The sequence below is a fragment of the Proteiniphilum sp. LBM24028 genome, assembly GCF_056629195.1.
The window spans coordinates 2,862,509-2,877,536 of sequence record NZ_CM152817.1 but is presented as its reverse complement, the minus strand read 5'-3'; the positions used below and the strand labels follow the sequence as shown (position 1 = coordinate 2,877,536).

The 15,028-nt window shown below is 45.8% G+C and carries 13 protein-coding genes, 5 tRNA genes and 1 pseudogene; all 19 read right to left on the bottom strand.

Annotation, left to right across the window (positions count from 1 at the left end; genetic code table 11):
- Positions 1-24 precede the first annotated feature (24 nt).
- The 19 genes and pseudogenes from rpoB to AC1HCU_RS11555 all read right to left on the bottom strand — a co-directional run bounded on the left by rpoB (position 25) and on the right by AC1HCU_RS11555 (position 15,010).
- On the bottom strand, positions 25-3,837 hold the full coding sequence (gene rpoB, locus AC1HCU_RS11645; RefSeq protein ID WP_480366151.1) for a DNA-directed RNA polymerase subunit beta: 3,813 nt from the start codon (positions 3,835-3,837) through the stop codon (positions 25-27).
- A gap of 96 nt (positions 3,838-3,933) precedes the next feature.
- Positions 3,934-4,308 (bottom strand): 50S ribosomal protein L7/L12, encoded by a 375-nt coding sequence (gene rplL, locus AC1HCU_RS11640; protein ID WP_480366149.1) that lies wholly within the window; start codon positions 4,306-4,308, stop codon positions 3,934-3,936.
- Positions 4,309-4,427: 119 nt separating this feature from the next.
- Entirely contained in the window at positions 4,428-4,952 is a 525-nt protein-coding gene (rplJ, locus tag AC1HCU_RS11635; RefSeq protein ID WP_480366147.1) for a 50S ribosomal protein L10, read from the bottom strand.
- A gap of 12 nt (positions 4,953-4,964) precedes the next feature.
- Complete coding sequence (gene rplA / locus AC1HCU_RS11630; protein ID WP_480366145.1) at positions 4,965-5,666, bottom strand: 50S ribosomal protein L1; 702 nt, start codon at positions 5,664-5,666, stop codon at positions 4,965-4,967.
- Positions 5,667-5,680: 14 nt separating this feature from the next.
- On the bottom strand, positions 5,681-6,130 hold the full coding sequence (gene rplK, locus AC1HCU_RS11625) for a 50S ribosomal protein L11 (RefSeq protein ID WP_480366143.1): 450 nt from the start codon (positions 6,128-6,130) through the stop codon (positions 5,681-5,683).
- 75 nt (positions 6,131-6,205) lie between these two features.
- A complete protein-coding gene (nusG, locus tag AC1HCU_RS11620; protein WP_480366141.1) occupies positions 6,206-6,748 on the bottom strand; it encodes a transcription termination/antitermination protein NusG in 543 nt (180 codons plus the stop codon).
- A gap of 19 nt (positions 6,749-6,767) precedes the next feature.
- Positions 6,768-6,959, bottom strand: coding sequence for a preprotein translocase subunit SecE (gene secE, locus AC1HCU_RS11615; RefSeq protein WP_480366140.1), 192 nt, complete (start codon positions 6,957-6,959; stop codon positions 6,768-6,770).
- Between the two features lie 19 nt (positions 6,960-6,978).
- Positions 6,979-7,051: transfer RNA gene (locus tag AC1HCU_RS11610), tRNA-Trp, on the bottom strand.
- A gap of 98 nt (positions 7,052-7,149) precedes the next feature.
- A complete protein-coding gene (tuf, locus tag AC1HCU_RS11605) occupies positions 7,150-8,337 on the bottom strand; it encodes an elongation factor Tu (protein ID WP_480366138.1) in 1,188 nt (395 codons plus the stop codon).
- A gap of 126 nt (positions 8,338-8,463) precedes the next feature.
- Positions 8,464-8,535: transfer RNA gene (locus AC1HCU_RS11600), tRNA-Thr, on the bottom strand.
- 74 nt (positions 8,536-8,609) lie between these two features.
- Positions 8,610-8,682, bottom strand: a tRNA-Gly gene (locus AC1HCU_RS11595).
- 81 nt (positions 8,683-8,763) lie between these two features.
- Positions 8,764-8,846, bottom strand: a tRNA-Tyr gene (locus AC1HCU_RS11590).
- A 10-nt stretch (positions 8,847-8,856) separates the two neighbouring features.
- Positions 8,857-8,930, bottom strand: a tRNA-Thr gene (locus tag AC1HCU_RS11585).
- Positions 8,931-9,035: 105 nt separating this feature from the next.
- On the bottom strand, positions 9,036-9,332 hold the full coding sequence (gene hpf / locus AC1HCU_RS11580) for a ribosome hibernation-promoting factor, HPF/YfiA family (RefSeq protein WP_480366136.1): 297 nt from the start codon (positions 9,330-9,332) through the stop codon (positions 9,036-9,038).
- A 12-nt stretch (positions 9,333-9,344) separates the two neighbouring features.
- Positions 9,345-10,235, bottom strand: a complete 891-nt coding sequence (gene xerA, locus AC1HCU_RS11575; protein WP_480366135.1) for a site-specific tyrosine recombinase/integron integrase — start codon at positions 10,233-10,235, stop codon at positions 9,345-9,347.
- Between the two features lie 233 nt (positions 10,236-10,468).
- Positions 10,469-10,660: a 30S ribosomal protein S21 gene (rpsU, locus tag AC1HCU_RS11570; protein ID WP_286854122.1), complete on the bottom strand. Its 192-nt coding sequence runs from the start codon at positions 10,658-10,660 to the stop codon at positions 10,469-10,471.
- Positions 10,661-10,959: 299 nt separating this feature from the next.
- Positions 10,960-11,912 (bottom strand): annotated as a pseudogene (locus tag AC1HCU_RS11565) (IS30 family transposase).
- Between the two features lie 256 nt (positions 11,913-12,168).
- Positions 12,169-13,260 carry an NAD(P)H-dependent flavin oxidoreductase gene (locus AC1HCU_RS11560; protein ID WP_480371171.1) on the bottom strand — a complete coding sequence of 364 codons (1,092 nt, stop codon included), beginning with the start codon at positions 13,258-13,260 and terminating at the stop codon, positions 12,169-12,171.
- Positions 13,261-13,579: 319 nt separating this feature from the next.
- Positions 13,580-15,010, bottom strand: a complete 1,431-nt coding sequence (locus AC1HCU_RS11555) for a sialate O-acetylesterase (RefSeq protein ID WP_480366133.1) — start codon at positions 15,008-15,010, stop codon at positions 13,580-13,582.
- Positions 15,011-15,028: the final 18 nt, after the last annotated feature.

The window sequence follows — 15,028 nt, the reverse complement described above, 5'->3', positions numbered from 1 at the left end:
GCGAATCTGCTAATTGTTTATGCATTAGTCGAGGCTGATATTAAGTCCCAATCCTTTCAGTTCGTGAAGCAGTACATTCAACGATTCAGGTATTCCTGCCGGTGGCATGGCTTCCCCTTTCACGATGGATTCGTATGCCTTGGAGCGGCCTACCACGTCGTCGGACTTTACGGTGAGGATTTCCTGCAGGATATGGGCCGCACCGAATGCTTCGAGTGCCCATACCTCCATTTCTCCGAATCGCTGTCCTCCGAACTGTGCCTTACCACCCAGCGGCTGTTGCGTGATGAGTGAGTAGGGCCCGATAGAACGTGCATGCATCTTGTCTTCCACCATGTGGCCGAGCTTGAGCATATAGATAATACCCACCGTGGCCGGCTGGTCGAAACGTTCGCCTGTACCCCCGTCGTAGAGGTATGACTTACCGTAGGCCGGTACGTTGGCCTTATCTGTCCATACAGTCAGATCATCCAGCGAGGCGCCATCGAAGATGGGTGTGGCAAATTTTACGCCGAGTTCTTTTCCAGCCCATCCCAGGACGGTTTCAAAGATTTGTCCCAGGTTCATACGCGAAGGTACGCCCAGCGGGTTCAGAACGATGTCGACGGGTGTACCGTCGGCAAGGAAGGGCATGTCTTCCTGACGCACAATGCGTGAAACAATACCCTTATTTCCATGGCGGCCCGCCATCTTATCGCCCACCTGTATCTTACGTTTCTTGGCCACATATACCTTTGCGATCTGCATGATGCCCGAAGGAAGCTCGTCGCCGATGGTGAAGTCGAAACGTTTGCGTTTCAATTCGGCATCCAGTTCTTTGTAACGGCGCAGGTAATTGATTACCGTGGCACGAATGAGTTCGTTCTTGTGGATATCTGTGGTCCATTTGTTTAACTGGACGGCTTGGAAATCGATGTCGCTGAGCACCTTTTGTGTGAACTTCGCTCCCTTGGGAACGATGTCCATATTGGTGTAGTCCTTTACACCTGCCGATGTTTTACCATCGGTAAGTATCAGGAGCTTATCGATCAGTACTTTTCTCAGTTCATCCATTTTGAGTTCATACTCTTCGTCCAGTTTGGGGAGAAGCGCCTTACTCGAAAGCTTTGTCTTCCCTTTCTTGGATGCCTTCGAGAAGAGGTTGGTATGTACGACAACTCCTTTGAGTGAGGGTGACGCTTTCAGGGAAGCATCCTTCACGTCACCTGCTTTATCACCGAAGATGGCACGCAGCAGTTTTTCTTCGGGCGAAGGATCCGATTCCCCCTTGGGGGTGATCTTGCCAATGAGGATGTCACCCGGCTTGATGCGGGCTCCTACGCGCACGATCCCTTTTTCGTCGAGGTCTTTGGTCGCTTCTTCGCTGACGTTGGGAATGTCTGAGGTCAGTTCTTCCAGGCCGCGTTTGGTTTCACGCACTTCCAGCGAGAACTCTTCCATGTGCACGGAGGTGAACACATCATCACTCACCATCCTCTCGTTTAGTACGATGGCATCTTCGAAGTTATAACCCTTCCAGGGCATGAATGCCACTTTCAGGTTCTTACCCAATGCCAGCTCTCCATCCTGGGTGGCGTATCCTTCGGTAAGGATTTCACCGGCTTTCACCTTCTGGCCAACCTTGCATATGGGGCGCAGGTCAATTGTGGTGTTTTGGTTGGTTTTACGGAATTTAGGAATGAGATAAGTCTTTACTGCATCATCGAAGCTGGTAAATTCCTCCTCTTCCGACCTGTTGTATTTGATCTTGATTGTGGTAGCATCCACATAGGTAATCTCCCCGTTGCCCTCAGCCATGATCTGTGAGCGGGAGTCCTTTATCAGTTGTCCTTCAATGCCGGTACCTACAATGGGAGATTCCGTCCTTATCAGTGGCACAGCCTGGCGCATCATGTTGGATCCCATCAGGGCACGGTTGGCGTCGTCATGTTCCAGGAAGGGGATCAGTGAGGCGGCTATGGACGCAATCTGCATGGGCGACACGTCCATGAGCTCCACTTCTTCCGGGGCAATCACCGGATAGTCGGCATCCTGACGTGCCTTCACACGTGGATTTATAAAGTGTCCCTTCTCATCGAGCGGGGCATTGCCCTGTGCAATGAGTTTATTTTCTTCCTCCTCTGCAGCAAGGTATATGACTTCGTCGTTCTTGATATTCACAATGCCATTCTCCGCCTTGCGGTAAGGAGTCTCAATGAATCCCAGGTCGTTGATCTTTGCGTAGACACACAGCGAGGAGATTAGTCCGATATTGGGACCTTCGGGTGTTTCAATAGGACAAAGACGACCGTAGTGCGTAAAGTGTACGTCACGCACCTCAAAGCCGGCACGCTCACGCGAAAGACCACCAGGACCGAGGGCCGACAGACGGCGCTTGTGAGTAATCTCGGCCAGGGGGTTTGTCTGGTCCATGAACTGCGAAAGCGCATTCGTACCAAAAAAGGTGTTGATCACCGAGGAGATGGTTTTCGCATTGATCAGGTCGATGGGGGTGAACACCTCGTTGTCACGTACGTTCATCCGTTCACGAATAATACGCGCCATGCGGTTCAGTCCCACGCCAAACTGGGTATATAATTGTTCTCCTACCGTGCGTACACGTCTGTTGCTGAGGTGGTCGATATCGTCGACCACCGCTTTGGAGTTGATCAGCTCAATAAGGTACTTGATGATCTCAATGATATCTTCCTTGGTCAGTACCCGTACATCGACATCGATGTTGAGATTGAGCTTTTTGTTGATTCTGTAACGTCCCACATCCCCCAGGTCGTATCTCTTTTCGGAGAAGAAAAGGTTGTTTATCACCTCGCGCGCACTCGAGTCGTCTGCCGGTTCGGCGCTGCGCAGCTGGCGGTAGATATGACGGATAGCATCTATCTCCGAGTTGCTCGGGTCCTTCTGCAGGGTGTTGTATATGATGGAGTAGTCAGAAGTATTGGCCGTCTCCTTGTGAAGCAGGATGGATGAAACACCCGATTCGAGAATGTCGTCCATGTGTTCTGCTTCGAGGATGGTCTCCCGTTCGATGATCACTTCATTTCTTTCTATGGAAGTTACCTCACCGGTGTCCTCGTCCACGAAATCTTCCATCCATGATTTCAGTACACGGGCAGCCAGCTTGCGTCCGGTCACCTTCTTGAGGTTGCTTTTGTTCACCTTCACCTCTTCTGCAAGGTCAAAGATTTCGAGAATATCCTTGTCGCTCTCGAAGCCAATAGCCCGCAACAGCGTGGTCACAGGTAATTTCTTTTTACGGTCGATGTAAGCATACATCACACTGTTGATGTCGGTTGCGAACTCAATCCATGATCCTTTAAAAGGGATGATACGGGCTGAATAAAGAACGGTGCCGTTGGCATGCAGGCTCTGTCCGAAAAAGACACCGGGAGAGCGGTGCAGCTGTGACACAATTACACGCTCGGCTCCATTGATCACAAATGTTCCCTTTTCGGTCATATAGGGAATGGTACCCAGGTATACATCCTGAATGACAGGTGTAAAGTCTTCGTGGTCGGGGTCTGTGCAGTAGAGGTATAGCTTCGCCTTGAGCGGGACGCTGTAAGTAAGTCCTCTGTCTACACATTCCTCAATGCTATAACGGGGAGGATCTACATAATAATCCAAAAATTCAAGGACGAAATTATTACGGGTATCCGCAATGGGGAAGTTCTCCGTAAAAACCTTGTACAATCCTTCATTTTTTCTACTTTCGGGGGGGGCGTCAAGCTGGATGAAATCCTGAAACGATTTTAACTGTACTTCCAGAAAATCTGGAAAATCGAGCGGATTATTAATCGACGCAAAGTTTATTCTTTGGTTGGCGTTATTTGAAGACATGGAAATGAGTTTTGGAACCTAATATATATTGACACAAAAGGTTAAGAATCTTCCGGAAGAAGATTCCTAACCATATTAACCTAATTTAGGGTAATGTTATTTAAGTTCAACTTCTGCTCCAGCCTCTTCAAGTTGTTTTTTCAAAGCATCTGCTTCGTCTTTTGTTACACCTTTTTTCAATTCGCTGGGAGCTCCGTCCACTAAATCTTTGGCTTCCTTCAAGCCGAGTCCTGTAAGTTCTTTCACTGCCTTTACTACAGCCAGTTTGGCTGCACCGGCACTCTTCAGGATCACGTCGAAAGCGGTTTGCTCTTCAACTGCAGCTTCAGCAGCTGCAGGTCCGGCGGCCACTGCCACTGCTGCTGCAGCCGGCTCAATACCATATTCCGTTTTTAAAATTTCAGCCAGTTCGTTAACTTCTTTCACTGTCAAGTTAACTAATTCCTCAGCAAATTTTTTTAAGTCTGCCATTTTTGTATTTGTTTAAATTGATTACTAATTCTGTTTGTTGTATACACATTAATTTTGAAATCTTCTACATTCTCTCGCAACGGCATAAAGCAAGTAAACTTGCCTTCTGCTCGTTTTGCTTAATGAGAATGTTCTTTCTCCGACAACGTCTTCAATACTCCATGGAGGATTGTTCCGCCGGATTGGAGAGCCGAAATCACATTCTTTGCAGGTGACTGCAACAGTGCGATTACATCTCCAATAAGCTCTGTCTTGCTCTTGATGTTCACGAGGTCCTGCAGCGCCTTGGGGCCGATGAAGAAACTCTCCTGCACATAAGCACCTTTGAAAGAGGGCACTTTGTCTGCTTTGAACTTATCAATGAGTTTGGCAGGAGCATTCGCCACGTTGGAGAACATGATGGCCGTGTTCCCTTTTAATATGGGATACAACTCTTCATAGTTCTTGTCGAGTGACTCGAATGCTTTTTGCAACAAGGTATTTTTTACCACTACCAACTTGATATCCTGCTTGGAGCATTCTCTTCGTAAATTGCTCGTCTTCACCGCATTCATTGTGGCGAGATCGGCAAGGTAGAAATTTTCATACTCCTGAAGATTCGTTGCTATCTGTTCTATAATCAGTTGTTTATCTTCCTTCTTCATAGATCTTTTTTGTTAATTGGATTCTTCTGCCGATTTGGGGTCCACTTTGATGCCGGGACTCATCGTGCTGGAAAGGAAAATACTCCTGATATAAGTACCTTTTGCCGCTGTCGGTTTTAATTTGATCAACGTTTGAATAAATTCTTTTGCGTTGTCTCGAATCTGTTCGGGCGTAAAAGATACTTTTCCAATAGAGGTGTGAATAATACCGGTCTTGTCTACTTTAAAGTCGATCTTTCCCTGCTTTACTTCCCGCACAGCTTTGGCTACGTCGGGCGTAACAGTGCCGCTCTTTGGGTTCGGCATCAGTCCGCGGGGTCCTAAAATACGGCCCAGTGCACCTATCTTACCCATGATCTGCGGTTGTGTGATGATCACATCCACATCGGTCCAGCCTCCTTTAATTTTTTCGATATATTCATCGAGTCCTACATAGTCTGCGCCCGCTTCTTTTGCGTCGGCCTCAGCCTCTGGAGAACATAATACAAGAACTCTTACTTGTTTTCCTGTGCCGTGGGGCAGAGACACAACGCCTCTGACCATCTGGTTGGCTTTTCGCGGATCTACGCCGAGGCGTACATCGATATCCACTGAGGCATCGAACTTGGTGGTGGTTACATCCTTCACCAATGCAGATGCTTCTTTCAGCGTATAGGCTTTCCCTACTTCAATCTTGCTTAAAGCCAACTTTTGATTTTTTGTCAGTTTACTCATTTCTCAATTGAAGTTTAATTATTAGTAATTTCAGGGAAGTCCCCTTTCACTGTGATACCCATGCTCCGAGCCGTTCCGGCTACCATTTTCATTGCTGATTCAAGTGTGAAGCAGTTCAAATCGGTCATCTTTTCTTCGGCAATGGTTTTTACCTGTTCCCAGGTAACTTCCGCCACTTTCTTGCGGTTGGGTTCTGCCGAGCCGCCTTTTTGTTTACTGACTTCCAATAACTGAATTGCAACCGGTGGTGTTTTAACAATAAAATCAAAAGACTTGTCGGTATAGTAAGTGATTACCACAGGCAACACTTTACCGGCTTTATCCTGAGTTCTGGCATTGAATTGCTTGCAAAACTCCATGATGTTGATCCCTTTGGAACCCAATGCAGGTCCTACCGGGGGAGACGGGTTTGCAGCTCCTCCTTTGATTTGTAATTTTAGTTGTCCGGCAACTTCTTTAGCCATTTTCTTGATTTTAATTAATTACGGTTTTCGAAACACATTGAAGAACTTACAGAATCTGCGTAACCAAATTACTGACTACTCCTTCTCTACTTGCATATAGCTCAGCTCCAGGAGTTGTTTTCTCCCGAAGATTTTGACCATCACTTTGAGCTTCTTTCTCTCGTCGTTCACTTCCTCCACTACGCCTGAAAAGCTGCTGAAGGGGCCGCTAATCACCTTCACATTTTCACCTACGTAGTATTTCATATCCATTTCGTCGCCTGCTTCTTCCAACTCGTCCATCGTACCTAGGATACGCTTCACCTCCGTTTCCCGCAAGGGCTGGGGGTCGGTCGTGTTGGGCAGAAAACCTGCTACATAATTGATATTCTTAAGTTCATGAATTACCTCACCCGTGAGTTCAGCCTCAATAAGCACGTAGCCGGGAAGATAAGCGCGTTCTTTCATCACTTTCTTTCCGTTGCGTACAGTATAAGTCTTTTCTGTAGGGATGAGAACTTGAGAAATGTACTTTCCTAAATCGGTTTTTTTAATTTCTGACTCAAGATACTCTTTGACTTTACTTTCTTTTCCGCTTACGGCACGCAGAACGTACCATTTCTTTCTCTCTTCAGTCATAATCTCTCAGTTCAGAATTTTATAAAATACCGTAGAGGAGCTTCAGTACCCACTCAAAAAGAGAGTCCATCCCGAAGACAATAAGGGCAATTATAAGGGAAGCAATCAATACAATTACCGTGCTGCCGGAGAGTTCCTCTCTTGTTGGCCAGGATACTTTATAAACAAGTTCGTTATAAGCATCCTTTAAATATGCAACTACTTTTTTCATTTAATTCGGATCGTTTGTGCACGGGTCGAGAGACTCGAACTCCCGACACCTGGTTTTGGAGACCAGTGCTCTACCAACTGAGCTAGACCCGTATGAGATACCCCTCCCTGTCCCTCCCCGAAGGGAGGGGGTAGAGGGAAATCTGTTGTTTATTATGACCCCTGGTCCCCCTTAAGGGATTTGGGTTTACTTAGTCGATCAACTCTGTGATCTGTCCTGCACCTACCGTGCGGCCACCTTCGCGGATAGCGAAACGAAGACCCACGTTGCATGCTACCGGATAGATCAGGTCTACCTCGATGGTTACGTTGTCACCGGGCATCACCATTTCCACGCCTTCCGGCAGTTTGATCTCACCGGTCACGTCGAGCGTACGGATGTAGAACTGAGGACGATAGTGGTCGTGGAACGGAGTGTGACGTCCGCCTTCTTCTTTCTTCAGGATATACACCTCAGCTTTGAATTTGGAATGAGGTTTTACTTTACCCGGGTGAGAGATTACCATACCACGCTTGATTTCGTCTTTGTCGATACCACGAAGAAGAAGACCTACGTTGTCACCAGCCTGACCTTCGTCCAGAATCTTGCGGAACATTTCCACACCGGTAACCACGGACTTTTTGCCCTCGGCACCAAGTCCGATAATCTGTACTTCTTCACCTGTTTTGATGATACCGGTTTCAATACGGCCTGTGGCTACTGTACCACGACCGGTGATTGAGAACACGTCTTCAACAGGCATAAGGAACGGTTTGTCCACATCGCGCGGAGGCAGCGGAATCCAGGTGTCCACAGCGTTCATCAGTTCCATGATTTTTTCTTCCCATTTGGGATCGCCATTCAGTCCGCCAAGAGCAGAACCCTGGATAACTGGCGTGTTGTCGCCATCGAAGTTATAGAATGAAAGAAGCTCGCGCATTTCCATTTCTACCAGTTCCAACATTTCTTCGTCATCAACCAGATCCACCTTGTTCATGAAAACAACCAGTCGAGGAACGTTTACCTGACGTGCCAAAAGAATGTGCTCACGAGTCTGGGGCATGGGACCGTCGGTAGCGGCAACTACGATGATGGCACCATCCATCTGGGCAGCACCGGTAACCATGTTCTTCACATAGTCGGCGTGACCCGGACAGTCAACGTGCGCGTAGTGACGATTTTCAGTTTCGTATTCAACGTGTGAAGTATTGATGGTAATACCTCTTTCCTTTTCTTCCGGAGCGTTGTCGATTGAGTCGAATGAACGGACTTCGGAGAATCCTCTTTTCCCTAAAACAGTCGTGATAGCAGCTGTTAAAGTCGTCTTACCGTGGTCAACGTGACCGATTGTACCGATATTTACATGCGGTTTCGTCCGGTTAAAATGTTCTTTTGCCATAAAATGTCCTATTAGTTAGTGTAAATAAAATATTGTATTTCTATTCTTGTTGGTTGTAAACAGTAAAACTCAAGACACCCGGCACACTGCCTTCATCTTGATGAAACGATGAATTACCTGTTATTGAGCCGATGGCGGGAATTGAACCCGCGACCTCTTCCTTACCAAGGAAGTGCTCTACCACTGAGCTACATAGGCAAAAAGAGCAGAAGGCGGAACTTCCTTTTGGGATTATCCAGTAAGCCTGTGCAGCTCCGTACTCTCTTTATCAGAGCGGAAGACGGGACTCAAACCCGCGACCCTCAGCTTGGAAGGCTAATGCTCTATCGACTGAGCTACTTCCGCGAAAATTGATTTGATGATTGGTTGATTAGCAGATTTTAAATCTTCGAATCAGTAAATTTGCAAATCATCGAATCGAATTTGTGGGCAGTGATGGATTCGAACCACCGAAGGCGTAAGCCAGCTGAGTTACAGTCAGCCCCATTTGGCCACTCTGGTAACTGCCCGGGTTTTTTGAGCCTCTTGTCGGATTCGAACCAACGACCCCGAGATTACAAATCACGTGCTCTGGCCAGCTGAGCTAAAGAGGCTTATATCTTGAAATTAACCGCTTCTCCCCCGGAAAGAGAGAAACGGTCGCAAAGGTAGTGATATTTTTTTTGATGCCAAAACTTTTCCTTCAATTTTTTAGCGTCTCATCGTTCCTTTTTTTCTTTGGTTTTCAGTATCTGCTTTTCGATTGCCATCGTACACAGATCAATGGCTTCTTCAAACGTGTCTGCAGTTTTGCTTGCAAATGCCTCACTGTGTCTCAGGCTTAGTTTTACCGCAGCTTCCTTGTTATTCGCCGTCTCAGGTTTCACTACTTTTAGTATGACTTCTGTCTGAATGATGTCTTCGGAAAATCGTTCCAGCTTCTTCATTTTCTTTTCTACGAACGCTTGCAGCTGGTCGGTAGCGTCAAAGTTTACAGATTGAATTGTCAGTTCCATACTATTCCTCCTTCATTTTTTTGCTCTTGGATGAGCGTTGTGATATGCTTTTTTCAACTCTTCAAACGTTACATGTGTATAGATCTCCGTGGAGGCCAGGCTGGAGTGGCCAAGCAGTTCCTTTACCGCATTTATCTCTGCCCCGTTGTTCAGCATTCCGGTCGCAAAAGAGTGGCGCAGTACGTGAGGACTCTTTTTAGAAAGGGTGGAAATGCTGCTCAAATGGCCATGAATAATACGGTATACCAGTTTCGGATACAACGGACCTCCATCTTCCTTAACAAACAAAAAAGGTGATTTGTTTGTGATTTCCCGGTTTCTTCTTTCTATGTACTGCTGCAGTTTTTCTTTTGTCTCATCGGAGAAGGGAATCAGACGTTGTTTATTACGCTTACCCATTACGCGCAGGGTGTTGCCGCTGAAATCCACATCGCTGTCCCTTAATGCAATCAGTTCTGCCCGGCGCATGCCTGTAAGATAGAGCAGCTCAATAAGAAAACGGTCGCGATGACCAGTGAAATTATCATCATATGCCAGGGCGTCGTCGATTATTTCGCTTAACTCTTCATTGTTTACGAAAGTAGGAAGCCGTTTGGCCGTCTTGGGTCCCGATACCCGTTCCGCAGGGTTTTGTTCCACGATACCGTTTTTCTTCAGATAGCGAAAGAATGCTTTCAGCGCGCTTAGCTTCCGGTTTACGGAACGTGCTTTCATCCCTCCTTCCATTAGTCTGATTATCCAGATACGGACTATGTCGCTGTCAATTTCCTTCAGGTCAATTTCACCACATTCCGCTGCGATGAATTCCTGGAACTGTGTGAGGTCCTTTAAATAAGATATCTCCGTATGAGAGGAGTAATTCTTCTCGTAACGGAGATATTCTATGAATTTTTCTTTCCACATGCCGCCGGAGTCAGATCAATCTCTATGGTATGGCGAAGATAGGAAAAAACTTCACGAAAAAGAAAAATTAAATCGAAATTATTCGATTACGATCAGATAATTGCTACGCTCGGCATATCCAAAGTATAACTTTGTCTCTGCGCTCGCTGATCGCAATTATTCAACTTCGTCAGATAATTGCTGCGCTCGGCATATCCAAAGTATAATTTTGTCTCTGCGCTCGCTGATCGCAATTATTCTTCGTTTTCGTGGAGCTGCTGTACGTATACAGCGTGTTGTTTTTGTTTACGTTTTGCAACCGAAGGTTTAATAAATGCCTGGCGACTGCGCAGTTCTTTTACAACACCTGTTTTTTCATATTTACGTTTAAATTTCTTCAGGGCTCTTTCTATATTTTCACCCTCTTTTAGTTGTACTACGATCATTATTTGAATTATTTTTTTTGATTTGTTATTGCGTTGAAAAAAAATCGGGTCAGTCGTTTCTGCTCAGCGAGAAAAAACATGCAATTTTTACATGCAACTGTCAGCATAGCGAAAGCAGACCATCAGTCTGTTGTTCCCGGCCCTTGGAATTTGAGTGTAGGATGTTTAATTTCTCTTCTTTTCCCGAGTGTTGCAATAACCTCCCTTCTGTTTGGGGTGCAAAGGTAGGAATAAAATTTGAACAACCAAGCGATTGTCTTATTTTTCCGGGTTGCCTAGAGTCAACCAGCAAGTGCAATTTAGTAATAATTTTTGTAAAACTCTATTTTAGGATTGCTAAAGTCTAATTTTTCTCTTGGTCTTCTGTTTAGTTTATGCTGTATTTCTTTTATTTTTCATCGGAATAATCTTTAAATGTTGCTCCTTTTGGGATGTATTGCCGGATTAATTTATTGGCATTTTCAACAGCTCCTTTTTGCCACGATGAATAAGGATCAGTGAAATATACCGGTACTTTCAACTTTTTTGTTATCAGTTCGTGTGCTGCAAACTCGGATCCGTTATCTGTCGTAATGGTTTTCAGTTTGTCCTTGTAAGGCAGCAACATGGCAATGACTTCCTTGCAAACCTGCCTAGAGTCTTTGCCCATAGGCAGTTTTCTCATCATTATAAAGTTTGTTTTTCTTTCTGTCATTGTCAGTATTATTTCCTTTTCTCCGTTTCCTATCATGGTGTCCATTTCAAAATCTCCAAACCGGTTTCCGTCGGCTTCTTTTGGCCTTTGGCCAATACTTTTTCTGTTGGGTATGTTAGTGGCAGAACCTACGGGTCTTTTTCTGTATTTGAGCTTGTGGCGGCAGTGCTTGTAAAGGTTTCCTCCCGATTTCCTATCTTGCCTGATCCATTGATAAATAGTCTCGTGAGAGATAGATATTTGATTATATTTTGCGAGATATCCGCTGATTTGTTTGGGCGACCAGTCTTTGCCAATGAGACGGATTATTTTCTGTTTAATCCATTCGGGCGTAGATTTATTGCCCGGCAGACGCTCTTTGCGTTCTTGGGCCATCTGGTGTGCCAAACGCCATGAATAGACTCCGCTTTTGTTTTTGTTGCGGCCTATCTCTCTATATACAGTCGATGGACTGACCTTTATCGATTTGGCAATTTCTGTTTTGCCCGTTCCGTTTTGTAAGCCTAAATAAATGGCGTACCTTTGTTCTGAAGTTAACTGTTTGTATTTTTTCAACATAAGCAACATAATAGTTAATTTTAGGGAGACTCCGGTCTCCTTTTTTGTTTTTATGTTGCCGGTTGACTTTTTGTTTTTTCTCAAAACCCCTTGTGTATTTTTGAAAGGGGATTTTGAAAAAAAACAATTAAGATAAAAGGTGTGAGGTAATCAAATCTTTTGCACTTCTAAGTTGAACTTAGATTGTAATTTAAAAAAACATGATCCGTTGAAGGGTCATTACTCCTTTGGTGTTCAGGAGAAGAACGGGTTTCTATCACTCCTGCGTATTTGGAAGCATGCCTGCATTATGAACGATATCATATTCCTCTTTTAATCGGAGGATAACCTCTTTAACGCTGCGTAATTTATCCGCCAGATAGGCGTTAGCTCCTGCAAAGGCATATCCTCTGTTCATTCTTCCCCTGGACGCATTGTACAACGCTTTCATGATACAGTATGGACTTTTCGTATAGTCACAGGTTTTAATACATTTGTAGGGACAGGAGACGGGTCTCTCGATACCTTTGTTCACATTCCTCAGAAAATCACTGGCAAAAGCGCGTCCCGGCATTCCTACAGGGCTTTGGATAATCATCAGGTCAGCCTTCGAAGAGTGAAGGTATATCTGTTTAAATTCTTCCGATGCGTCACATTCATTGGTAGGTACGAATATACTGCCCATCTGTACTCCCGATGCGCCAAGTTGTATAAACCGATGGATATCCTCGCCAGTTGTAATTCCGCCCGCAGCAATAACCGGGATGATTTTGATGTTTTTATAACCGGAGGTTACCTCTAAAACTGCAGGAATCAGTTTCTCCAGTTCATAGTTCTCATCTTCAATTTGATCTGGCTTGAAACCCAGGTGTCCGCCAGCCTTGGGACCTTCCACGACAAGTGCATCGGGCAGATAATTGTAATTTGACAACCATTTTTCACAAATTATTTTTGCTGCTCGGGCCGAAGATACAATAGGTATTAACTTTGTTTTGCTGTCGCTTGTCATATAGGAGGGCAGATCGAGTGGCAAACCGGCACCGGCAAAGATAAAATCTGCCTTTTCGGTGATAGAAGTGCGTACCATGTCGGAAAAATTCGACAAGGCGACCATGATGTTTACCCCAATATTGCCGCGAGTTGCTTCGCGTGATTTGCGGATTTCCTCTTTCAGCCCCCAGATGCAGTCCATGAGGTAATCGCGGGGAGATTGTCTATACAATAATCCCAGTCCGGCACTCGAGATAACCCCAATGCCACCCTCGTTGGCTACCGCAGAAGCCAGCCCCGACAGTGAAATGCCGACACCCATGCCGCCCTGAATAAAAGGAAGATTAATCTCTTTATCTCCGATGAAAAATGATTGAATCATTTGTTTGGTAATATGTCAAAACAATGGCGTGCCACACATTTTAGACCTGTGATTTTATAAAAGCCGATGATGTTGATTCAGCAGATGGAAATGGGTGCCACGAGGGCAAGACAACGCATTACTGAAACTTGTCAAAATAGACCAAAGACAATACTTGACAAAAGTACGTCAATTTGAGGAATAAACTCTTTTTTTTCAGTTAATTACTAAATATAAAAGGTTAAAGGTGGTATAAATAAAGGAAACCGTCCTTTTTCGAAACGGTTTTCTTTATTTATAACCATGTCGGTGATATTGTATGCCGACTGACTGTTATCTACCAGTCGTCGGTACGGAATGATGCAAGAGGAAGGTTCCCTTCTACCGTATATATTTCCGTTGCTTCCGTATCGTTGAAGCAGTAACGCACCGCTACCGGTTTTTCCACGTTGGGGGAGAAGACAAAAATGCGGTTACCGGAAATAGCCGCTTTGGCCGGATGAAACCTTTTGTCACCGCCGGCAATCTGGAACTGAAGAAGCTCTTTCCCGTATGTGGTGAGCCCGGGATTGGAAGGGATATCCATGGTGAGCACAGCAACGCGCCCTTCCATGGTTACCGATTGAACTTCCGGGCTGCGGTAATGTATTTTATCCATGCCGTAGGTTTTTGCCAGCGCCCAGAGTGCCAGACGATCGCCGGCCAGCTTCTTTTTAGGCGGATGGATACTGCCGGGACTGTAGGAATCCATCAAGACGGCCATTCCAGTGTTGGGCGTTGTCTTCATTCCCTTGGCCTGTGCTTCGCGGATGAATGCAGAATTTAATCCTCCTCCTCCATAGTTATATGGAGCAATCTGACAATAATAAAACGGAAATTCACCCACTCCCCATATTGTACGCCATTCACGCACCATCTTGTCGAACAGCTCCACATACCGTTCCGGCTCATTCCGGTTGGATTCGCCCTGGTACCAGATAGCGCCGCGAATGCCATATCCTACGACAGGATGCAACATACCATTATATAATACGGTGGGATCGCCGTTCTGTGATTTTATCTCCGCATCCGTGGCGGGTATACGGGCATCAGAAATCACATTTTTGATGGAGGAGGGAGTCATCCACGCTTCGATGCGAGAGCCGCCCCAGCTGGTGTGGATCAGGCCGACGGGAACATCCAGTGCCTGATTCAGCATGCGCCCGAAGAAATAGCCTGTTGCCGTAAAAGCCGGTGTGGTCTCCGGGCCTGCTACCTCCCATGTGCCTTCACCCTCTTCCTGAGGTGTTGACCTGGATGCCTTCTTCATGGTAAAACACCGTATGCCGGGATTCCTTGAGGTGGCAATTGCTTCCGGTCCTCCCTCGATCGGCTGGTTAGTAAACCCCTTCATCGGCATCTCCATGTTGGATTGTCCCGAGCAGACCCATATTTCTCCGATCAGAATATTTTGTAACGTAACCGATTTTCCGTCACTGATGGTGATGGTATAGGGTGTGTAGCCGGCTGCAGGCGTTTTTACCTTCAGCTTCCAGCGACCTTCTCCGTCGCTTTTTGCCGTATAACTCTTCCTGTCCCAGGAAGTGGTCACCCGCACAGGGGTGTTGGGTTTTGCCCAACCCCAGATAGCCGCATCGGTTTGTTGTTGTAAAACCATGTTGTCACTAAAGATAACAGGCAGTTTTATTTCCGCATTCAGTGAGAAGGGAGCGGAGGATAACAGGAATAAAATAAACCCAAGAGAAAGTGTTTTTGTAATCTTTTTCATCTGTTTAGTATTTTATTT